The organism is Vibrio ostreicida (genome assembly GCF_013074385.2).
In the GTDB taxonomy this organism is placed as follows: domain Bacteria; phylum Pseudomonadota; class Gammaproteobacteria; order Enterobacterales; family Vibrionaceae; genus Vibrio; species Vibrio ostreicida.
In genome coordinates, this window is sequence record NZ_JABEYA020000005.1 from 145740 (window position 1) to 166085 (window position 20346).

The 20346-nt window shown below is 45.0% G+C and carries 21 protein-coding genes; 11 read left to right on the forward strand and 10 right to left on the reverse strand.

Annotation, left to right across the window (positions count from 1 at the left end):
* Window positions 1-298: 298 nt before the first annotated feature.
* Window positions 299-1150 carry an MIP/aquaporin family protein gene (locus HLM86_RS09875; RefSeq protein WP_170882676.1) on the forward strand — a complete coding sequence of 284 codons (852 nt, stop codon included), beginning with the start codon at window positions 299-301 and terminating at the stop codon, window positions 1148-1150.
* Window positions 1151-1203: 53 nt separating this feature from the next.
* Entirely contained in the window at window positions 1204-2718 is a 1515-nt protein-coding gene (gene glpK, locus HLM86_RS09880) for a glycerol kinase GlpK (RefSeq protein ID WP_076588790.1), read from the forward strand.
* 45 nt (window positions 2719-2763) lie between these two features.
* Here glpK and HLM86_RS09885 read toward each other — a convergent pair whose 3' ends face one another.
* On the reverse strand, window positions 2764-3006 hold the full coding sequence (locus HLM86_RS09885) for a YgjV family protein (protein ID WP_076588789.1): 243 nt from the start codon (window positions 3004-3006) through the stop codon (window positions 2764-2766).
* Window positions 3007-3285: 279 nt separating this feature from the next.
* On the reverse strand, window positions 3286-3606 hold the full coding sequence (locus tag HLM86_RS09890; RefSeq protein ID WP_076588788.1) for a DUF496 family protein: 321 nt from the start codon (window positions 3604-3606) through the stop codon (window positions 3286-3288).
* A gap of 190 nt (window positions 3607-3796) precedes the next feature.
* Here HLM86_RS09890 and HLM86_RS09895 point away from each other — a divergent pair, with 190 nt between their 5' ends.
* The 6 genes from HLM86_RS09895 (at window position 3797) to luxQ (ending at window position 9990) form a co-directional block, all read left to right on the forward strand.
* Window positions 3797-3991, forward strand: a complete 195-nt coding sequence (locus HLM86_RS09895; RefSeq protein ID WP_076588904.1) for a hypothetical protein — start codon at window positions 3797-3799, stop codon at window positions 3989-3991.
* A 28-nt stretch (window positions 3992-4019) separates the two neighbouring features.
* Entirely contained in the window at window positions 4020-4670 is a 651-nt protein-coding gene (locus HLM86_RS09900; RefSeq protein WP_076588787.1) for a YceH family protein, read from the forward strand.
* Window positions 4670-4972: a GIY-YIG nuclease family protein gene (locus HLM86_RS09905; protein ID WP_076588903.1), complete on the forward strand. Its 303-nt coding sequence runs from the start codon at window positions 4670-4672 to the stop codon at window positions 4970-4972. The genes HLM86_RS09900 and HLM86_RS09905 overlap by 1 nt, the downstream gene beginning before the upstream one ends.
* A 76-nt stretch (window positions 4973-5048) precedes the next feature.
* Entirely contained in the window at window positions 5049-6185 is a 1137-nt protein-coding gene (locus HLM86_RS09910; protein WP_170882675.1) for a conjugal transfer protein TraF, read from the forward strand.
* A 152-nt stretch (window positions 6186-6337) separates the two neighbouring features.
* A complete protein-coding gene (locus HLM86_RS09915) occupies window positions 6338-7435 on the forward strand; it encodes an autoinducer 2-binding periplasmic protein LuxP (protein ID WP_170882674.1) in 1098 nt (365 codons plus the stop codon).
* Window positions 7435-9990, forward strand: coding sequence for a quorum-sensing autoinducer 2 sensor kinase/phosphatase LuxQ (luxQ, locus tag HLM86_RS09920; RefSeq protein WP_076588784.1), 2556 nt, complete (start codon window positions 7435-7437; stop codon window positions 9988-9990). The genes HLM86_RS09915 and luxQ overlap by 1 nt, the downstream gene beginning before the upstream one ends.
* 74 nt (window positions 9991-10064) lie before the next feature.
* Here luxQ and glpD read toward each other — a convergent pair whose 3' ends face one another.
* The 6 genes from glpD to HLM86_RS20325 all read right to left on the reverse strand — a co-directional run bounded on the left by glpD (window position 10065) and on the right by HLM86_RS20325 (window position 16222).
* Window positions 10065-11597 carry a glycerol-3-phosphate dehydrogenase gene (gene glpD / locus HLM86_RS09925; protein WP_170882673.1) on the reverse strand — a complete coding sequence of 511 codons (1533 nt, stop codon included), beginning with the start codon at window positions 11595-11597 and terminating at the stop codon, window positions 10065-10067.
* 217 nt (window positions 11598-11814) lie between these two features.
* Window positions 11815-13074, reverse strand: coding sequence for a hydroxymethylglutaryl-CoA reductase (locus HLM86_RS09930; protein WP_170882672.1), 1260 nt, complete (start codon window positions 13072-13074; stop codon window positions 11815-11817).
* 90 nt (window positions 13075-13164) lie between these two features.
* A complete protein-coding gene (locus tag HLM86_RS09935; protein WP_170882671.1) occupies window positions 13165-13485 on the reverse strand; it encodes a hypothetical protein in 321 nt (106 codons plus the stop codon).
* Between the two features lie 55 nt (window positions 13486-13540).
* On the reverse strand, window positions 13541-13714 hold the full coding sequence (locus HLM86_RS09940; protein WP_170882670.1) for a hypothetical protein: 174 nt from the start codon (window positions 13712-13714) through the stop codon (window positions 13541-13543).
* Window positions 13715-13859: 145 nt separating this feature from the next.
* Window positions 13860-16019 carry a YccS family putative transporter gene (gene yccS, locus HLM86_RS09945; RefSeq protein WP_076588780.1) on the reverse strand — a complete coding sequence of 720 codons (2160 nt, stop codon included), beginning with the start codon at window positions 16017-16019 and terminating at the stop codon, window positions 13860-13862.
* Window positions 16020-16093: 74 nt separating this feature from the next.
* Window positions 16094-16222, reverse strand: a complete 129-nt coding sequence (locus HLM86_RS20325; protein ID WP_281249507.1) for a hypothetical protein — start codon at window positions 16220-16222, stop codon at window positions 16094-16096.
* Between the two features lie 67 nt (window positions 16223-16289).
* Between HLM86_RS20325 and helD the strand changes: the two genes are divergently transcribed.
* The gene (gene helD / locus HLM86_RS09950) at window positions 16290-18356 is read left to right on the forward strand and encodes a DNA helicase IV (protein WP_170882669.1); all 2067 of its coding nucleotides are present in this window, start codon (window positions 16290-16292) and stop codon (window positions 18354-18356) included.
* On the opposite strand, the gene HLM86_RS20430 is transcribed toward helD, so the two are convergent.
* Complete coding sequence (locus tag HLM86_RS20430) at window positions 18332-18589, reverse strand: hypothetical protein (protein ID WP_367947045.1); 258 nt, start codon at window positions 18587-18589, stop codon at window positions 18332-18334. The genes helD and HLM86_RS20430 overlap by 25 nt on opposite strands.
* On the opposite strand from HLM86_RS20430, the gene cutA reads away from it, so the two are divergent.
* Window positions 18524-18679, forward strand: a complete 156-nt coding sequence (cutA, locus tag HLM86_RS20435) for a divalent cation tolerance protein CutA (RefSeq protein ID WP_367947044.1) — start codon at window positions 18524-18526, stop codon at window positions 18677-18679. The genes HLM86_RS20430 and cutA overlap by 66 nt on opposite strands.
* Here cutA and HLM86_RS09960 read toward each other — a convergent pair.
* Window positions 18643-19260 carry a DUF2238 domain-containing protein gene (locus HLM86_RS09960; protein WP_170882668.1) on the reverse strand — a complete coding sequence of 206 codons (618 nt, stop codon included), beginning with the start codon at window positions 19258-19260 and terminating at the stop codon, window positions 18643-18645. The genes cutA and HLM86_RS09960 overlap by 37 nt on opposite strands.
* Before the next feature lie 229 nt (window positions 19261-19489).
* Here HLM86_RS09960 and HLM86_RS09965 point away from each other — a divergent pair, with 229 nt between their 5' ends.
* The gene (locus HLM86_RS09965) at window positions 19490-20329 is read left to right on the forward strand and encodes an isopenicillin N synthase family dioxygenase (RefSeq protein WP_076588778.1); all 840 of its coding nucleotides are present in this window, start codon (window positions 19490-19492) and stop codon (window positions 20327-20329) included.
* Window positions 20330-20346: the final 17 nt, after the last annotated feature.

Sequence of the window (20346 nt, forward strand, 5' to 3'; positions counted from 1 at the left end):
GCATAAAAACCCAGCAACAATAAACAATAGCGTCATTAACTCTTCCAGACTGGGGTCAATAACGTCATGTAGAACATCAATTCAGCACAGATCAACACAACAAAAAAGTACCGTTTTCGCACCCCATCGTTAAGAAAATTGATTTAATTAACAAAATAGAGAACATAAAATTAACAAAATGTGCTCGAACGCTCATTAATGGTGTGGCGACGTTTCTTATTAAAGGCAGGTGTGCAAAATACACTGCGCAACCAAGACTAAAAAATTATGCATAACAATGTAAACAAGGACTCTTACTATGACTAATAGAAAACCAACCTTACTTGGCGAATGTATCGCTGAGTTTATAGGGACTGGCCTTTTGATTTTCTTTGGCGTCGGCTGTGTGGCCGCTCTGGTACTCACCGGAGCGGAGTTTGGTCAATGGGAAATCAGTATCGTTTGGGGATTCGGGGTAGCGATTGCCATCTATTGTACAGCAGGGGTGTCGGGTGCGCATATCAACCCAGCCGTAACGATTGCGTTGGCGGCCTTTCACGGATTTGACAAAGCGAAAGTGCTTCCGTATATCGCGGCCCAGATGTTAGGGGCTTTTTGTTCTGCGGCGCTTGTCTACAGTCTCTATAGCAATTTATTTGTCGACTATGAAATTGCGCATAATTTTGTCCGCAGCAGTCAGGAAGGCTTGCAAACCGCGGGTATTTTTTCCACTTACCCACATGCGTCACTGAGCTTTTTGGGGGCTCTAGCCGTCGAGTTTGTGATTACAGCGGTATTAATGTTCGCCATTTTAGCCTTAGGTGACGAAAACAATGGCGCACCGCGTGGCGCGATGAACCCTTTGTTAATCGGTGTCCTCATTGCTGTTATTGGTGGTTCGTTAGGCCCATTAACTGGGTTTGCGATGAATCCAGCACGTGATTTTGGTCCTAAGCTATTTGCTTACCTTGCTGGATGGGATTTCGCGTTGAGCGGCGCTAAGGATATACCTTACTTCATTGTCCCGATTCTAGGTCCGATTGCTGGCGCATGCTTTGGCGCTTGGGCTTACCCCAAATGCATTGCTCAATACCTCCCGAATACAGGGACTGGTTGCACGATACCAAATCAATGTGATGAAACAGAAGAACAACAACAAGCGCCTGTTTAATTGAAAAAAACAAGCCTAGAAATAACGATAAAATTCAAAAATAAGGAAAGATCATGACTGAGCAAAAATATATGGTCGCGCTCGATCAAGGCACAACCAGTTCACGAGCCGTTATTCTTGACCACGATGCCAATATTGTCAGTGTCTCTCAGCGTGAATTTACTCAAATTTACCCACAAGCCGGCTGGGTCGAGCATGACCCAATGGAAATCTACGCGACACAAAGTTCGGTGTTGGTCGAAGTCTTGGGTAAATCGGGAATTCGTAGCGATGAGATTGCGGGTATCGGTATCACCAACCAACGTGAGACGACGATTGTCTGGAACAAAGAAACGGGTAAGCCAGTGTATAATGCGATTGTCTGGCAATGCCGTCGCACCGCTTCGATCTGTGAAACACTAAAAAAACGCGGCTTAGAGAGCTACGTTAAAGATAATACCGGCTTGGTTCTGGACCCTTACTTTTCTGGAACGAAAGTTAAGTGGATTCTCGATAACGTTGACGGTGCACGCGAAGAGGCCGAGGCAGGGAAACTCTTATTTGGCACGGTCGATACTTGGTTAGTCTGGAAGATGACCCAAGGACGTGTCCACGTGACCGACTATACTAACGCATCCCGAACCATGCTGTTTAATATTAACTCATTGGAGTGGGACGAGAAACTGCTCAAAGAAATGGACATTCCCTTGTCTATGATGCCAGAGGTCAGAAAGTCTTCAGAAATTTACGGAGAGACCAATATTGGTGGTAAGGGTGGAACGCGTATCCCAATCGCTGGGATTGCAGGTGATCAACAAGCCGCCTTGTTCGGTCAAATGTGTGTCCATTCTGGCCAAGCCAAAAACACCTACGGAACCGGGTGCTTTCTGTTAATGAACACAGGACAAGAAAAGGTCACCTCTAAAAATGGTTTGCTGACCACGCTAGCCTGTGGACCGTCTGGCGAGCCAGCGTACGCATTAGAGGGGGCAGTGTTTATGGGCGGCGCTTCCATTCAGTGGTTGCGCGATGAAATGAAACTGCTGGCTGATGCAAAAGATTCCGAGTACTTTGCAACTAAAGTGGACACCTCTAATGGCGTTTATGTTGTGCCTGCATTTACAGGTTTAGGGGCTCCTTATTGGGATGCCTATGCTCGAGGTACCATCGTTGGTTTGACTCGCGGAGTGAATTCTAACCACATTATCCGTGCGACACTTGAAGGGATTGCATACCAAACCAGAGATGTACTTGACGCAATGCAGGCAGATTCAGGCATCAAATTAGCGGCATTACGTGTCGACGGTGGGGCAGTCGCCAACAACTTCCTGATGCAGTTCCAATCTGATGTTCTCGATACTCAGGTACTCCGGCCGCAAGTGACGGAAGTCACAGCGCTTGGGGCTGCCTATCTAGCTGGTCTAGCGGTGGGCTTCTGGGGCAACCTCGATGAATTGGCGGACAAAGCCAACATCGATAAAACTTTTGTCCCTCATCATGATGAAGAGAAGCGCGATCGTCGCTACAAAGGTTGGAAGCGTGCAGTCAAATGTGCGCAAGTTTGGTCGGAGATGCACGACCAAGACTAAATGAAAAAGCCCCAGATTTTAATCTGGGGCTTTTTTTGGCAATCTTCACGCGGTTTGGTCAACACTCTTTTTCTTATCATTTTCCATTTTGACGAGAAAGTAAACGTTAACACAAGCAATAAAGCCATTGGTGACAACCACTGGCCAAGCATCAATCATTAGGCCATACACCGTGAAAAGTAAGCAGCCAATGAAGTTAATCACTCGTAATTTAACAATATCTTTCATGGTTAATGAAATGGCGACCATGATCGAGGCGGCATAGCCCAATATTTCAATAACATCCATAATTTGACTCTCTAACGTTGTTCCGCCGGCGCCCCTCTCAAGGCATCTTAGCGTGAGCTCAAGGCCTAAATCCCGTCTCTGTAGCGTCTCACCTATTAACTAAAGTGTAAATATAACAGAGATAAATAGGTGGTATAAGACTCACTTGTGAATTAAGAGAAGTGAAACGATTACGCAAACGTTAATGACGCTTTTATTGCAACAAGGGAGGTGGATTACCCCGATAAAAAGAAACCCGCACTATTTAGGGCGGGCTTCATAAAAATCACAGGGGTAAGACTATTTTTTCTTACCCTGACTAACCTGCTTATCTTCTTCTGTTAACTCACGAATACGGCGACTAATATCACGGCGTTCTTTGGATATTTCTGCACTTTTAATGATGTGGTCGTCGACGCGGTCTTCGTAATCGGCTTTCATGTTCTTAATAATGACAACGATTTCATCAGGTGACATATCAGGCTTAATGTAATCGATCAAGTTATCGAGCAGATCGACGCGTTTACGGTTATCACGGACTTTTTTCTCGTTATCAAGAAGCTCCCGTTTGAGCTTATTTTTACGCCGCGCCTGAGCGACTATTTCAAAAACACCATTCATCGGTTATTTCCCTAAAGTTGTGTACCTTAACTGCCTTCGATTAAAGCACAACATATCGGCTGATGACAGTGTTTAGATCAATCAAGACAATATGTTGACCAATATATCACCGATCTCGCCAACCGCTTATTGAGCTATGGCCACTGTTCAGGCTATTATTTCCAAAATCGACCACAACAGCATCCAGATTATGCGTCTTTCGCAAATTGTTATTCCAACGCCCAAAGTCGTAGAGCCCGAGCCTGAAGACGGAAAAATCATCAAAGCCTACAAAGAAGAAATGGCGCGACAACAGCTCACCGAACTAGAATTAAATCGCACAAGAATCAGAATGATAGATGAGAATGGCCAAATAAAGAAAGTCCCTCTCTTTTCTGAACATTAATTGACAAGGTCACAAAGAGGAAGCAAACATGAATATAGAACTCAATCCTGTTGAAGCCCGTGTCATCGGCTGCCTGATCGAAAAGGAAGTCACAACGCCAGATTATTACCCCCTGACCTTAAACAGCTTAACCAGCGCCTGCAATCAAAAAAGTAACCGTGAACCGGTAATGGCATGCACTGATTCAGAGATTCAAAACGCCGTTGATGCTTTAGTCAGTCGACGTTTGGTGAGCGATGAAAGCGGTTTTAATAGCCGTTCCAGTAAATTCCAGCATCGCTTTTGTAACACCGAATTTGGTGATCTTAAACTTTCTGCCCAACAGAAAGGCATTGTCTGCAGTTTGCTTCTTCGTGGTGCACAAACGCCCGGAGAACTGCGCACGCGTACGAACCGACTCGCGGATTTTTCTGACGTGAAAGAAGTTGAAGCGGTACTTGAATCGATGGCATCTCGAGCGCAGGGGGCTCTAGTGGTTAAATTGCCCAGAGAAGCGGGTAAACGAGAATCTCGCTATATGCACTTATTCAGTGGCGAGGTGGATATCACTGCTGATATCAGTTCGACTACCGTCACAGCTGATCAGACTCGGGTAAACCAGCTGGAGAATGAAGTCGCTGCACTTAAATTGGAAATTACTCATTTAAAGCAACAGATTGAAGAATTAAGTTCACAGTGATTGAAACGGAACTTGGTGACCCGCGCTCACTCTGGTACGTCTACTTTATACGGACACGATCCAACGCGCTTTATTGCGGGATCACCACAGATGTAGAGCGCCGTTATCAACAACACTGCAATGGCACAGGCGCCAAAGCGCTCAGAGGCAAGGGGCCGCTATCTTTGGTATGGTTCGATAGAATTGGACCGTGCCGAGGAAGGGCGTCCAAAATTGAATTTCAGCTTAAACAACTTAGTAAAAAACAAAAAGAAAGGCTAGTGACAGGTCATATTTTGCTGGCAGATGTGGTAAAAGCATAACTTCTCAACTAATTTTCCTTCCTTTAATTGATTTTGTATTAACCTTGATATGAGAGACTATCGGGTTGATATAAATATGAAAAAATTGATTAAATTATCAATAATAAACTTAAGCCTAGTGGGATTTTCAGTGGGTGCTGCTGGTTTCGTGGCGGATGGCCGAGGTAATGGGATGGGCAATACCGGCGTCACAACGGCAGGTTATGTCTTAGCCCCGTTTTATAACCCTGCCCTTAGTGCCGTCTATACCGATTCAGATACCATCGGATTGTTGCTGCCTGGCTTGGGAGCCAGAGTACGTGATACTGATGACACCTTGGGCACGATTGACGCGCTTCAGGATAGCATTGATCAGTACGAAGCCAATACCTCGTCGTCTGACGCAGAAACGGCTGTCAATAACGCACTTGACCAATTATCTAACGATAAACCCCTTGGGGTTGATGCAGGCATTACGGCATCAGTTGCCTTCCCACTTGACGCATTTTCGGCCAGCGTGTTTCTCCACGGTTACGCCGATATCGTTGCTCAAACCAATATATCGACTTCATCAGACACTCAAACCCGCTATGAAAACTCTAGCGTTGACCTGATTGCATTTGGTTTTACTGAATTTGGACTGACCATCGCCAAACGCATGTCATTGGCTGGTCAAGATATCGCTCTAGGTGTCTCACCAAAATTTCAAACCATGAGAACCTATAAACAAGCCTTGACGGTTAAAGACTTCGACCTCAGTGATTATGATAAGAGTGAGACCAAAGATAATGCCTTTAACTTCGATTTGGGCGCCGTGTGGTTGTATCACCAATTCCGAGCAGGTATCGCGATAAAGGACCTTTTCTCTCAAGAGTTGGAAACCTTAAATGTTGGCGGCATCAGTACCTACAAACTTGACACCCAGATAACGGTCTCTACAGCGTATGTCCTAGACTATGTCTCTGCTACGGTTGATTGGGATCTCACCAAACAGGAGCGATTTTCTGATCGAGATGATGACACGCAGTTCCTGCGTTTTGGCGTAGAGGGTAATGCGATGGGCTGGGCTCAGATACGAGCTGGATATGAAATTGATCTTGAAAATACATTGGATAACTCGATTACCGCAGGCATTGGAATCAGTCCTGGTGGTTTAGTTAGCGTTGATTTTGCGGGCAGTTATGCTGACAATCACCAATTTGGGCTCTCGGGCAATTTGTCTTTTATGTTCTAATTTATAATGCCATACTGATATTGTTAGTTTTATAACTTAATGTTTTTTTTCAATTTAATCTATTAAATTGATAGTACGCGACACTATTACGGTATTCTTTTATGTTAGAATTATTACTCTATTTCGTGCGAAAAAGGTCACAAGGACAAGCAATGTTTACAGCACGTATGTTCGCTTTATCACTCATAGTTTCACCAATGAGCTATGCACACAATACACAAGCCCTGAATGGATACTGGCAGTATGACGAGTATCTTGATTCTAACCCTATGCAAAAAATGCTCACCGACGCACTCTCGGAAACCGTGCGTAAACAGCCAGTTCCGATTGCAATCAATCAACAAGATCCCGTGTCTATCGCTGTCGTCTATCCCGGTCAACAAGTCTCGGACTATTGGGTGCGAAATATTCGCGCATTTGAAGCTCGTTTGGACAAGTTAGGTATTCGCTATAAAATTAATCAAGTCTTTACTCGGCCAAATTTGGATATTCGTCAGCAAAGCCTTTCCTTACTCAACGCGATTAAAAATGAAGCAGATTACATCATTTTTACTTTAGACACGACCAGACACCGAAAATTTATTGAACACGTGTTAAGCTCAACTGAAACCAAGTTGATTCTACAAAATATTACGACGCCAGTAAGGGCTTGGAATACTCAGCAGCCTTTTATGTACGTTGGTTTCGATCATATCAAAGGGACACGCTTGCTGGAAAACTACTTTAAACGAACATTACCGAACAAAAGCCGTTATTCTGTACTGTATTTTTCCGAAGGCTACGTGAGTGATGCCAGAGGCGATACGTTTATTGAAGAAATGAGCCATCACGACTCTTATCAACTTTCTTCGTCTTATTATACGAACGCCAGCCGTGATTCTGGGTTTAGAACCGCACTCAAAGCGTTAGAGAAAGATCCCAATATTGATTTTATCTATGCCTGCTCGACAGATGTCGCTCTTGGCGCAGTCGATGCGTTGAAAGAGAAGAATCGACTCGATATTATTATCAATGGCTGGGGAGGGGGAAGTGCGGAATTGAAAGCGATAGCGAATGGCGAATTGGATGTCACAGCAATGAGAATGAATGATGATACGGGGATCGCAATGGCCGAAGGGATTAAATGGGATTTGGAAGGTAAGAATGTCCCTCACGTTTACTCTGGTGACTTTGAATTAGTCACTAAAGAGGACAGCCCAGCCAAGGTGAATGAATTCAAAAAACGAGCATTTAGGTATTCGGATCAATAATGGCATTGTTAGCGCAGAGCGGTAGAAAAAATAGGCTTGCCACTTTACTTACTCGTTCTATTTTCCTCACTATTGGCGTGCTGTCTATGGTGATGGTTTTTCAGAACTATCAGGTAAATCGTCAGGTGGTTTCTCATGAAGTCGCCCGCTCTAAGCTACAAACGCAAAGCCTTGTCCAACAAATATTCGATTTCCGGATGAAAACGTTAGAGATTCAACAGGACAGTTACAGCCGTAATGAATCTTTGATTGAAGCTGTAATGAATCAGGACATTATTGGCTTGGATCGCTTTTTTAATGGCACGGATCAAGCGACCCCTGAATTAGCCCCCGATTTTCGCTTTATTACGTTAGACTCAGAGATGATTTGGGATGACTCTAACTATCAGTTTTACGGGATCTCTCCAGAACATCTTGCCCATCTCAGTGAGGATATGCGCGCTGGGAGTAGCTGGTATTTGTCTCAAACGCCTTCTTTGCTGGGTACACGTTACCTGATGGCTCGCCGAGCCCCAATCATTCAGATGGAAACAGGCGAGGTGATCGCTTTCTTGCACATCGCAGTGGTACTCAATAATAACTTTGCTTTGATTAACGCGATTCTGAAAGGAAGTAATGCAGACCATGTACTGCTTTCCGTTGGTTCAGAGGTGATTGCGTCGAGTACAAAAAATAAAGATTTCCGACACATCGAGTGGTTAGAACAATCGTCTAACTCTTTGACTGCCAATCAATTTATGGTCTCGAAAACCGATCTTACTATCAGTAATGTCTCGACCTTTTTAAGTCTCTATACCTTACAAGACAATGAGCCCGTGATGACGTTGGTTAAAAGTCATTACGTTTGGGTTGGTGTGGCCGCATGCCTATTGGTGATCATTGCGGTTTATAGCCGCCTATGGCTGGGACAGCGTGTGTCGAGTGAATTGAATAATTTAATGAAATATACCGAGCGTTCTGTCGAAGAAGATCAAGTGGGTCATTTCTGCGGTTCACAAATAGAAGAGTTCAATCAAATTGGCCACTCCTTTGAACTGGCTTTTCTGCGTTTGAGCGATCAGGAAAAGCAATTTGCTGATTTGTTTAATTTTTCTCTTTCTCCCATCACACTGTGGAATGTTGATGGTCATTTGGTCCGCTCAAACCCGGCCGCTGAGAGCAGTTTTCGCCGAGAGCCTGAGCACGAACAAAACGATTATCAGTTATTGGTTGAAAAGCTCAAGCCCCATATCCTGATGTGTGCCAGAGGCACCACTCTCACAGGCATTAATATAACCATACGTTCAAAAACCTATCGGTGGAATTTGTCACCGATCTTTATCGATAGTGGCATCAACAATATTATGGCTCAGGGGCAGGATGTCACCAGTTTTATAGAAGCAGAAATACAAAGTTACACCGCGCGTAAAGAAGCGGAAGAGTCAGCGCGTGTCAGAGCTGATTTTCTCGCAAAAATGAGTCACGAACTCAGAACACCTCTCAACGGGATTCTCGGAGTATCCCAGCTGTTAAAAAGAAAACTCACCCATGCAGACAATAAAGAACACGTAGAAGTGTTGTGCAATAGTGGCGAACATCTTTTGGCGGTACTCAACGATATTCTCGATTTTTCTAAAATTGAGCAGGGCAAATTTCACATCCAAGCCGCTGATTTCAGATTGATTGAGTTGGTCACAGCGGTAGAAAAAATTTATAGCCCACTTTGTCGTGAAAAAGGCATCGAACTTGATGTGCTCAGCAATGTTAATAGCATCACGTTTGCGCACAGTGATCAAGTCAGGCTAAATCAGATTTTATTTAACTTGGTGAGCAATGCGGTTAAATTTACCCATCACGGAAAAGTCACTGTCTCACTGATGTGTGGTACACAAGACGACGTATCTGTCCTGAATATCAAGGTTAAGGATTCAGGAATCGGCATAGACCAAGAACGGTTAGTGCATATTTTTGAACCCTTTGTTCAGGCTGAATCAACAACGACTCGTGAATACGGTGGCAGCGGGCTAGGTTTGGCCATTGTTCATAGCTTGGTCGAGATGTTGCAAGGACAGATCGAAATTGAAAGTGCCATTGGTGAAGGTACCACCTTTACACTTGTTATCCCGATTGAATTGACCGAATCGGAAGAAAAAATTGAAACCAGTGCTCTAGAGGTAGACCCTGCAAGTATGTTTGATACCACACTGAACGTTCTCTTGGTTGAGGACAATAAAACCAATGCCTTTATCGCCAAGGCATTTTGTGAAAAATATGGAATGGCCGTTACTTGGGTTGAAGATGGATTGAATGCGATAGAGCTGTTAAAAGCCTCGAACAATATTGACCTGATCCTAATGGATAATCAGTTGCCTAACCTAGGGGGCATAGAAACCACCAAGATCATACGTGAAGATCTCAAACTGAAAACGCCCATTTTTGCCTGTACGGCCGATGGCATGCAAGATACCAAACGGGCATTTTTAAGTGTTGGTGCTGACTACGTCATTGTTAAACCGATAAAAGAGCTTGCTTTAAATCAGGCCTTTCTGCACTTTAAGCACGAATTTTTAACGTAACTCTGGCGTATAAACACGCTTGGGGACAAAAAATGGAGGCTCTTGGCCTCCATGTGGGTCGCGCTTTGGCACCATTAGGCACAACGTGATTCAAGAGACGACGACCCAAGATTCAGATAATCCTCGATGCGCTGATAGGCGTGGCGGTCACAAAGCAAGTGCAATTTCGTCCGTCGCTTAAGTAAGTCCTCTGCTGTACGGCCAAATTCATGTTCAACCAAGTAATCAATCTCTTTTTGATAGACACCACAGCAAAACTTGATACCCAAATCTTGCTCGCTGTTAACCCCTTCAAGTAGACGGGTTACCCGGCTACCGTACGCAGCGATCCAACGTTGTTGTGTGTCGGTATCGATAAACGGGACCTGCTGAGACAAATGCGCGCTCAAGGCTTGCCTATCAAATTGTTCTCCACCAGGAAGAGGCGCTTCTCGTGTCCACGGCTTACCCAATTCCAAATACGAAGAGAGGTGCTCCATAGCGGACTCGGCCAACTTTCGGTAAGTGGTGAGCTTTCCACCAAAGACCGATAGGAGAGGGCCTGCGCCATCCTGATGATCCAGTGCCAGCGTATAATCTCTGGTAATCGCCTGAGGAGAATCGGATTCGTCATCGCAAAGTGGGCGAACGCCGCTGAAATCAGCGATGACGTCTTTGAGAGTAAGCTGATGGCGGAAGTGTTTGTTTGCAATATCGATCAGATACTGTTTTTCATCCTCATCAATCGAGACTTGACGTGGATCACCTTTGTATTCGACGTCGGTGGTCCCTATCATCGAAAACTTACCCAGATAAGGGAGCACAAAGACAATCCGGTTGTCTTCATTTTGCAGTATGTAAGCTTGAGGCTCGTCGTGGACTTTCGGCACGATGATATGCGATCCTTTAATTAACCGAATTCCATAAGGAGAGGGGAGCTGAATATTGTCAGTGACAAACTCTTTGACCCATGGTCCCGTAGCATTCACTAGCGCTTTTGCTTTACGAAACAACGTTTTTTGCGAGCGTTGATCAAACAACTCTACATGCCAAATACCTTCGACGCGTTTGGCCGAAGTAACCTGACAATAGTTACTGACCTCTGAACCAAGATCCTGAGCCTGCATAACATTGAGGATCACCAATCTTGCATCATCGACCCAACAGTCTGAGTACTCGAAACCAACCTTGAGCTCAGGAAGTGTGACCTTGTCATTATCTAGACGGATTTTTTTACTGCTTGGTAAAGACGTACGTTTCCCCAAGTGATCATAGAGAAATAGGCCGGCTCGGATCATCCACGCTGGGCGAAGAAAAGGTCGATGTGGGAGCCTAAATCGCATTGGAAAAGCAATATGCGGCGCTTTTGCGAGCAGTATTTCACGCTCGGCCAATGATTCACCTACGAGGCGGAACTCATAATGCTCGAGGTATCTAAGCCCACCATGAATTAATTTTGAACTCGCGGATGACGTGGCGCCCGCAAAGTCTTTCGCCTCATACAGACCAACGTTTAAACCTCGTCCTGCGGCGTCTGCCGCAATGCCCGCACCATTAATACCACCACCAACGACGATGACATCGAGCAAGGCTTGTTCATTTTTTTCTTTTAAGTAACTAATGGTCATTCATATGTTCCCTAATGTTCGTACGAGCATTTTGAGTACTAATATAAACCTAATTATGAGTATTGTGTGAACTTTTTTGTAGATAACTATGATCTCGATCGTTCAATTGAATGTAATTCGAAGGTATTAAAGTGAGAAATCGCGCATATAGACACGCAATGCCCTGATGAGTAGGGCATTGCGTGCATTTGAGAATGATTAAAAGTAGGGAGGAAGGTTAGCGGGCGAGCTTTTGGTGTGCACGAGAAAAATGTCCAGCACAAAATGCACCGACAATCGACAATTCGCCCGCCAAACACAATGCCGCGGCGACTTCTGCTAGCGCTCTTGCGTTTCCAGAGCCGGACAAACCTAAAATGTCTAGGCAGGACTTTTGACTGGGCAAATGAGTCCCACCACCCACGGTCCCAAGCATCAGGTTAGGCAAGGTAACACAAGCGTAGAGGCCACCTTGTCGACTCATTTCCATACGGGTAATACCAACAGCCGATTCAGCAACGCACGCTGCGTCTTGCCCACATGAAATGTATAGAGCAGCCAAGGCATTTGCATAATGCGCATTAACACCAATTGAACCACTGAGCGATGCACCTGTCGTCGTCATTTGACCAAATTTAACCATTTCTTCCGGTGTGGTATGAAGGTATTTCTCTATCAGAGCGCGGCTAAGATTGACTTCTGCAGTAACTTTTTTGCCTCTAACATGACGCAGTGTATGGCTATTGGGCTTTTTATCGCCAGATAAATTACCATCAAGATACGCATGGAGTGGGTCGATAGGGGAATGCTCTAACACCCATTGAAACACCGCATTGGTTGCTATCGTGACCATATTCTGTCCCGACGCATCACCAGTATGGAATTCAAAAATCAGATAGGCACGACTGCCTTCAATGTTGACATTGATATCGTGTAATTTTCCGTGTGACGTCGTCGACTCTGCCAACTGTTTAAACTGATCGTACTGTGTGACCACCCAAGCAACAAATTGACCGACATCGATGAGCCCTTCAAATTCAAAAACGGGCGTTCTTGTGACGCCTTCATTGAGTAACATCGCACTGGCGCCGCCCGCTGCAGTAATAAGCTGCGAGCCACGATGGTAAGACGCAACCAGTGCGGCTTCTGTCGTGGCCAGCGGGACTAAAAAGTCGTCATGAGCGTGTAAACCGTTGACCCGCAGTGGTCCAGCAATACCCACTGGGACTTTGACCGTACCAACAAAATGCTCAATATTTTTGTGGTAATGATGTGCCTGTTCGATGGTAAAGGGGTCAAGCAAGGCTTCTTGCTCAGTTAATTTCTTAAGCTTATCCCAACGTTTGGCGATGTTTTTCTCAGACAGATTTGGACTGGGTGTTAAACGCAAGCTCGCTCTTTCAAAATTAGGGGCGAGCTTTTGTTCTAATTGATCAGAGTGTCGCCCTCGGGTGAATAGTGGGCGTTTGTCGCGTTCAGACAAATTGAGTTTGGGCATAGTGAAAGCACAAAATGAAATTATTGTAGAATTCTAACCACTCTACACGAGATAACAACAGGTGTTTACCTTTGAGGCTCTCCGAGTCGGTTAGACGTGGACATCAAGCAGCGTACCGATCATCTCTTGATCGCGTTGCAACATGTTAGTACCAACACGGCTGTATTGCTCCGCTTGAGTCAGTTTGACTAAGGGCTCAACGAGTGAGGAATCGGGCTCCTTAAACTCAACTTTGTTGAATTCATAGGTGTCGTCTTTTTGGATTGGCGCGATATTCTCTTGAGTAGGGGCCGGGCTTTCTTGGACAGGCTTTCTGTCTTCAAGCTGGTTTATTTCGCGCGCAGCGTCTTCAGCCAACCGAGTTGACTGTTCTATCACTTGGTATCCGGACTGTACTGATGACACCGACATAGACCCCCCCCTATAACTTCAGTCTAATCGGTGTTTGCATTTTGAGCAAGTTATGCTATGAAAACAAACTTGCGATGAGTCTCTTTTCCTCTTCTGAAATCGAAACGGCAGGCGTTACGTCCAACGTTTCGTCTATTTTCGTTTTAAGATTGCGCAATTGTGGCAGCGTCAACTTTTGGATCTGGCTTATTAGAAGCTCAAATTGTGTCTGGCTTACATTCGGTTGCATTCGAATCAACTCCCATCTCGGTCCGAAAAACAACAAACCTCTCCCATTCTTTGCTGTCTTCGATATCGTTAATAAAACAGCATTTTATTATCCTCTGGTCATTTTGTGTCCGAACACTGTCAGGTAATGTAAGAGAATCGTGAATCTAGGACCGATCGACACGCGCTGAAAATTTACTCGCTAGTGAGTGTAACTCCGGCATCATTCGATAAATTAGATACAACTGTTGGAGGACCATCTTGACTGAGTTTTCATCTTCATCACGCCAATCAGTTAGGCGTGTTTCGAGATCCAGAGCGGGGTTTATTCCTCTGCTATCGGGTTGATTTTGATGGTTTAGTTGATGAAATAGGGCACCCAAATGGCCATGAATTACGCTGTGAGCTTCGAGCACCAATTGATGAGTCGCTGGGTCATTAATGCGTTTTCTATGGGCACCTAATGCGGAGATATAACTGAGAAGTGCGTGGTTTAAAGTCAGAAAACGAAAGCTTTCGTCCACCGCTGATCGGTAACGACCTGGCTCGGCGAGCATCGCGCTGATCGCATTGGCTAAATTCGCGTTCTGATTGTGGGCATGTCGACGTGCAATGCGATAGGATAAACTGTCTTTCTTGCCAATCCGATATTGACCGATAATCTGGCCTAGGTACTGTTGGCTTGCATCAATGGTTTCGGCCATCACATTGTGTAGCCGCTTTGCTTGCCAATCCGGAAAAATCCACGCAACCGCGGCAACAGCGAGGCTACAACCAATAATCGTATCCGCCAATCTTGGTAAGATGACCGCGTAGCCATCGCCCAGTTGGTGGAAACAAAATAACACCAGTACCGTAATAAAACCCGTCGCATACCCGTAATTGGCCAAACGCAAGGCAAAAAACGCAACACCACTGACAACAATAATCGCTAGTTGGCTTTCTTGAGAAGGGAATAACGTAAGCAGAGGCGTCCCAATCAATAGGCCAGCAATGGTTCCCATGACTCTGGCCACTAATTTCTGTCGCGTCGCACTGTAGTTGGGCTGACAGACAAAGAGCGTGGTGAGTAAGATCCAATAACCAAATTCAATCTCAAATAACTGAATAATGGCATAACCTACAGTCAGCGCGATAGACATCCTGACCGCATGGCGAAATAACATCGAGTCTTTATTGAAATGACTTGTCAGTCTGGACCACATCGCTTGCAAGGTGCGCGCTTCTGTATTGTCAAGAATGCCATCCTCAATACGGTGGGCATCTGGGTTACTGATGTTACTGAGTTGTTTTTCAACCGTACTGAGATTGTTGAACAAGTAATTCAGTTGATTGAGCAAAGATTTGTGTTGCTGGCCATTGTCATTGTCAATTCGACTCAGAGAGAGCCTCAATTCTTCCAACGCCATTTGCGAATCTTGATTGTACTGATACACCCTGCCCAAACGTATCGTTTGTGCAACCTCTCTGCATGCTTTCGCTTGTGTTTCAAGCAAGTATTTAAAACGAAATAAGACATCAGAATGGCCGAAATGTTGCGCCAGTTCCTGATAGCGATAGTGACTAGAGCTGACACGTTCATGGATGTCTTGAGCGAGAAAGTAACCATTTAAATATCGGTCACTGGCGCTGTCTATTTGACCTCGCCTTGAACGGCTGACCAAGGTTCCCTTGCACAGGTTAAGAGCGGTGACGGTTTTGGCGTTAAGCATTGCCTCTTGGATACGGTGAGGCTGGGGCTGCAAATTGGTGGTTGGATGAAACAGTTCACTTTTCGATTCGAGGTAATCCGCCAGCGCCGAAAAAACGGACGCCAAACTTTGTTGAACTGGCTGAGTTGGCCACATCGCCGACCAAAGATTAGAGGCCACAAAGTACCAAGTTGCTCCCGAGAGCAGCAGCATCGGTTGTTGCCATAATGTGGTGCTCTCTGGCGCGCCGAGCATCGTATAGATTGCAATCAGCAGTGAGCCAAACGCAATGCTGGCGTATCGAGGACCGACGGCCCCAAGCATGATAAAACCAAACGTCGAGACAAATAACCCACAAGCAAACGCCAATGGGGCATCAAAAAGGAATTCGATAGAGAAGGACGCGGTAGCGAAACAGATCAGTGTCCCAATAAATGCTTTGAGGCGTCCGGTGAAATTATCATCACTCTCAGCCAGTGCTGCCGCAATGACGCCCAGAATCAATGGAATAATGTATACGTCCATCGGATAATACCAGCTTGGAATGACAATCCCTAGCAAGGTCACTAAGATAAGTACGCTGTAATTGACGGTTTTATTGACCCAATAAAGGCGGAGCTGACTGATCAATGACACGTTATCGATTCTTAATTGTTATGGATAGTTATCATTGTAACTAGGCAGAGGTAAGCTTTCGAGTGGATTTTTCACTAAACTTGAGCGAGCGTCGAGGAAAGGCAAACACTTAACATACCCGTGTACCAAGACAACATAACGGTTAACATTGGAATCATTAAGACTTTAGTCACCCCGACATCGATCAGACAAGATGTTGACACGATATTTTCATTCTTCAATCGTGTTGAGTTATCATATCAACAACCGAACTTGAAGGACGTAGCCGCAATGCAGCTGATCGCCAATAAGACTGCACAGTATTTTATCCACAATGAATATCATCAGGTTTCTTTGGAAGCCGACTACCTGATTTTATGCTCAAAAAACAGCCAAGAACGTATTCCCTTTAATATTTGGAATGGCAAAGTAACGCTAACAAGAGGGCTGTTGTGGGGAGGATTGCAGTTTTTTGCTCACCCTGAAGGTAACCAGCAACAAGCTTGGTTAATTCAAGGACTGCCTTGGGAGCATTGCCGTGACTTTGCCAGATCAGCGGTCGCCGCCTATCAAAGATGGCATCAGCATCAATGCGCTCAATTGCATCAATTTATTCCCAAATGGGAAATGGATGTTCAGGGGTTTCAACGACAACCTTGTTTCCTCACTCATTCAAAAGTCAACACCTGGCTCGATAAACTCCATCGTAATTTTGCCGAGATGGAAATGACATTAGACGATGCGGTACTGCGTCTACCGGAAAAAATGTCGGTCATCTTACCGTGGATAACGCAAACCGATGAAACGATGCGTGAGAGAAATCAAGCGTGGATGAAAACCGAACTTGAAAACTGGACGGTGCTTTTTTCACAAATTGAATCCTCGCCGTTAAATCTCTCTCAACAACAAGCGGTGTTGCTCAATGATGATAATAACCTCGTACTCGCCGGTGCGGGCTCTGGAAAAACCAGTGTCTTGACCGCTCGCGTTGCTTATCTGCTCCAAAGCCACCTAGCGCAGGCGCCAGAAATCCTAATGCTCGCATTCGGTCGCGATGCCGCCGATGAAATGAAACAACGGCTTGAACAAAAAATTGGTTTTAGCGCAGAGCATGTTTCCGTCAATACATTTCACCAATTGGGTCTGCTCATTCTCAATCAAGTTGAGAATGAGCCCGTGACGATATCACCCATAGCGTTGAATGAGGATCTCAAGCTTGCTTGGTGCATTGACTGGTTAAAAAAACATTGGATGACACCGACCGCCTTTAAGCGTTGGCAAAAGCATCTGCAAAAATGGCCGATTGCCTACCTTGCGGGCGACGATGAACTTGGAAGCCATGTCGAAAACGCGAAGCTTATCGCTTGGCTTAATCGTCAACTAAACCAATTGGCGGCGTTAGGGTGCACCAAAAAAGACATCCAGCAGAAATTGGTCGATCATCAAGATTACACTCGTCTAAACAGCGAATTGTCTTTAGTTTGGCCATGCTATCAAGCTTGGCAAGAAATGTTAAAAAACCAAGGCCATATCGACTTCAATGTCATGATCACAAGAGCAACGCAATACGTAGCTAAAGGGAAATTTAACCCGCCTTGGAAATACATCATGATCGATGAATACCAAGACATTTCCCCGCAGCGTTTGGCTTTGGTGGATGCACTTTGCCAGCAAACCCATGATCCAGGCTGTGTTCTTTTTGCAGTCGGTGATGACTGGCAATCTATCTATGAATTTGCTGGCGCTGATGTCGACTTAACCACCGGCTTTAGCGATCGCTTTCCTTATTCGACACTCCATCATTTGGACACCACTTATCGTTTCAATAGTCAGATTGGCGATGTCGCTAATCGGTTCATTCAAACCAACCCAAACCAGATTGAAAAGCGGTTATCCAGTGCCAAACAACAAAAAACGAAGGCGGTGGCCCTCGCACCAAGTCAGTCTGTTGAAAAAATACTCGACGAACTAAACAGCAAAGCAAAAGCGGTCCAACATGTCTTATTGTTGGCAAGAAACCATTATCATAAACCCGAACTGTTTGATGAATGGAAAAAACAATTTTCGATGTTGTCACTGGCGTTTATGACCTGCCACGCGAGTAAGGGTAAAGAGGCGGATTTTGTTGTTATTCTCTCGGTAGATGAAGGTCAATTTCCCGCACGAGTAAAAGCGGTTCACATTGATGGTGCCCTGTCGAAGTCGAACGACGCTTTCCCCTATGCCGAAGAAAGGCGACTTTTTTATGTGTCTCTTACCCGAGCAAAGAAAAAAGTTTGGGTCACCTACACTGGCGCCGGATCCAGTTTCGTCAAAGAATTGAGAGAGCAGGGTTATCCAGTGATCGTCAGTAAATAGGGGAACATTATGAGTATTTTATCGCATTCACCACGACCAACAATGGTAAAATCACCGATAAGATCATTGACTCGCTTCTCAAGCAAAAACTGGCCGCATACATCCAGACGTTGCCCATTGACAGTCACTCTGTCTGATAGGGTGAAGTGTGTCGGGATAAAGAAACCTTGCTGCTCACAAAAACTCAAATCTCGTGCTATCAGAGTCTGGAAACCGTGATTGTTTCCATCCATGACGACGATGGCCCTCAGGTGGTTCACGTTCCGTTTAGCGAAGCTTTTAATCCTTATTTAGCTTGGCTCGAAGGGAATGCACGCCACTGAATCACCAGTAAGGTCAACGCGGTGATGGCGCCTAAGGTGTCCATCAACATGTCTTTTTGTGCATCCCAGATATCACCTTGGGAACCGAGAAATGCCAAACCTTGCTCTCCTCCCGCCAGTACTGCATACCACCACTCAATGATCTCATAGCCCGCGGCCAAAGACATGATTGAAAACAAACCAAATGCCAGCGAAAAACCACGACTGAGTTGTTTTTTACTGCGTAAGTATTCCGCAATCGGGTAGGCGTACAAACCAATTGAAAAGTGAGCAACGCGATCAAAATTATTACGCTCCGAGTTAATCAATTGATTAAACCAGTCAAATGGGACATGAGCGAAGGTGTACTTAGCACCAATCGTATGTAAGCCCAACCAAATAAACATTAATACGTAGGCGGTATTGGAAAATCGATAACGGAGTGATGCCACCCAAATGAAAACAAAAATCGCAACAGCGGGAATAATTTCGGCTATCCATACCGCATGCGACGATGGCGAAATGGCAGAAAAAACAAACACAGCCAAATAGATCAATGTTAAGCCATATAGCGTGAGTGACGAGGTTCTCGATGAATCCATAAGGCGCTCCCTGAGTAACAATCAATCACATCATGGCATCAAATAAAACAACGTTCAATTAAAAATGTGCCTTTCTTGGTCACAGAGAAATTAACCATTCGTGTTGAAACACCTGAATATCGCACAGTTAGTGGCCAAATCGTGAGAGCCAGAACAAGTATATTTGATTTTATCTAGAGGTACGCCTTAAAATCTGGGTTTGTTATTACATAAACAATAAAGTAAAGCCATGAAACTGGAAACTGTCGATTATCTTGCTGAAGACGCTGCCCAGCAGTTTGTTGCCTCTCTGCGAGAAACTGGATTTGGTGTGTTAAAAAACCACCCGATTCCAAAACAACTTGTCGAGTCTATCTATGAAAACTGGCATCAGTTTTTTTTGACCGAACGTAAGAACGAATTTACGTATAACGTCGATACTCAGGATGGATACTTTCCGCCGAGCGTGTCCGAAGTGGCTAAAGGCCACAACGTAAAAGACATTAAAGAATACTTTCACGTTTACCCATGGGGACAAATACCTGAAGAGTTGAAACAGCAAATTCTTGATTACTACAATCAAGCCAACGCATTCGCTCAAGAGCTGTTAGGGTGGGTCGAAGACTACGCCCCCAAAGACGTACAGGATAAGTTTTCAGTGGCTTTGTCTGAAATGATTAACGCCAGTGATAAGACCTTACTTCGTATTTTGCATTACCCTCCAATGACAGGCGAAGAAGAGCCCGGTGCTATTCGAGCAGCGGCGCATGAAGATATTAATCTTCTCACAGTATTACCTGCAGCCAACGAGCCAGGACTGCAAGTGAAGAGTAAAGAAGGCGAATGGATTGATGTGCCTTGTGACTTTGGTAACCTGATTATAAATATTGGCGATATGCTTCAGGAAGCGTCAGGCGGGTATTTTCCGTCGACCACCCATAGAGTGATCAATCCAACCGGTGCTCGTCAGGAACAATCGCGCATCTCTCTGCCGTTGTTTTTGCACCCGAAACCTGATGTCATTCTTTCTGAACGTCACACCGCAAAAAGTTATCTACAAGAGCGCTTACGGGAATTAGGCGTCCTTTAAAAGCAGTGAGCAACAAC

Excerpts from the sequence above, each read along its gene's own strand:
- HLM86_RS09940 (WP_170882670.1), bottom strand. The coding sequence starts at position 13,714 with ATGCAACCGAATGTAAGCCAGACACAATTTGAGCTTCTAATAAGCCAG.
- HLM86_RS09965 (WP_076588778.1), top strand. The coding sequence starts at position 19,490 with ATGAAACTGGAAACTGTCGATTATCTTGCTGAAGACGCTGCCCAGCAG.
- HLM86_RS09875 (WP_170882676.1), top strand. The coding sequence starts at position 299 with ATGACTAATAGAAAACCAACCTTACTTGGCGAATGTATCGCTGAGTTT.
- HLM86_RS09900 (WP_076588787.1), top strand. The coding sequence starts at position 4,020 with ATGAATATAGAACTCAATCCTGTTGAAGCCCGTGTCATCGGCTGCCTG.
- luxQ (WP_076588784.1), top strand. The coding sequence starts at position 7,435 with ATGGCATTGTTAGCGCAGAGCGGTAGAAAAAATAGGCTTGCCACTTTA.
- HLM86_RS09930 (WP_170882672.1), bottom strand. The coding sequence starts at position 13,074 with ATGCCCAAACTCAATTTGTCTGAACGCGACAAACGCCCACTATTCACC.
- HLM86_RS09960 (WP_170882668.1), bottom strand. The coding sequence starts at position 19,260 with ATGGATTCATCGAGAACCTCGTCACTCACGCTATATGGCTTAACATTG.
- HLM86_RS20430 (WP_367947045.1), bottom strand. The coding sequence starts at position 18,589 with ATGGATGGAAACAATCACGGTTTCCAGACTCTGATAGCACGAGATTTG.
- HLM86_RS09885 (WP_076588789.1), bottom strand. The coding sequence starts at position 3,006 with ATGGATGTTATTGAAATATTGGGCTATGCCGCCTCGATCATGGTCGCC.
- glpK (WP_076588790.1), top strand. The coding sequence starts at position 1,204 with ATGACTGAGCAAAAATATATGGTCGCGCTCGATCAAGGCACAACCAGT.
- HLM86_RS09895 (WP_076588904.1), top strand. The coding sequence starts at position 3,797 with ATGCGTCTTTCGCAAATTGTTATTCCAACGCCCAAAGTCGTAGAGCCC.
- helD (WP_170882669.1), top strand. The coding sequence starts at position 16,290 with ATGCAGCTGATCGCCAATAAGACTGCACAGTATTTTATCCACAATGAA.
- HLM86_RS09890 (WP_076588788.1), bottom strand. The coding sequence starts at position 3,606 with ATGAATGGTGTTTTTGAAATAGTCGCTCAGGCGCGGCGTAAAAATAAG.
- HLM86_RS09910 (WP_170882675.1), top strand. The coding sequence starts at position 5,049 with ATGAAAAAATTGATTAAATTATCAATAATAAACTTAAGCCTAGTGGGA.
- HLM86_RS09935 (WP_170882671.1), bottom strand. The coding sequence starts at position 13,485 with ATGTCGGTGTCATCAGTACAGTCCGGATACCAAGTGATAGAACAGTCA.
- glpD (WP_170882673.1), bottom strand. The coding sequence starts at position 11,597 with ATGACCATTAGTTACTTAAAAGAAAAAAATGAACAAGCCTTGCTCGAT.
- HLM86_RS09915 (WP_170882674.1), top strand. The coding sequence starts at position 6,338 with ATGTTTACAGCACGTATGTTCGCTTTATCACTCATAGTTTCACCAATG.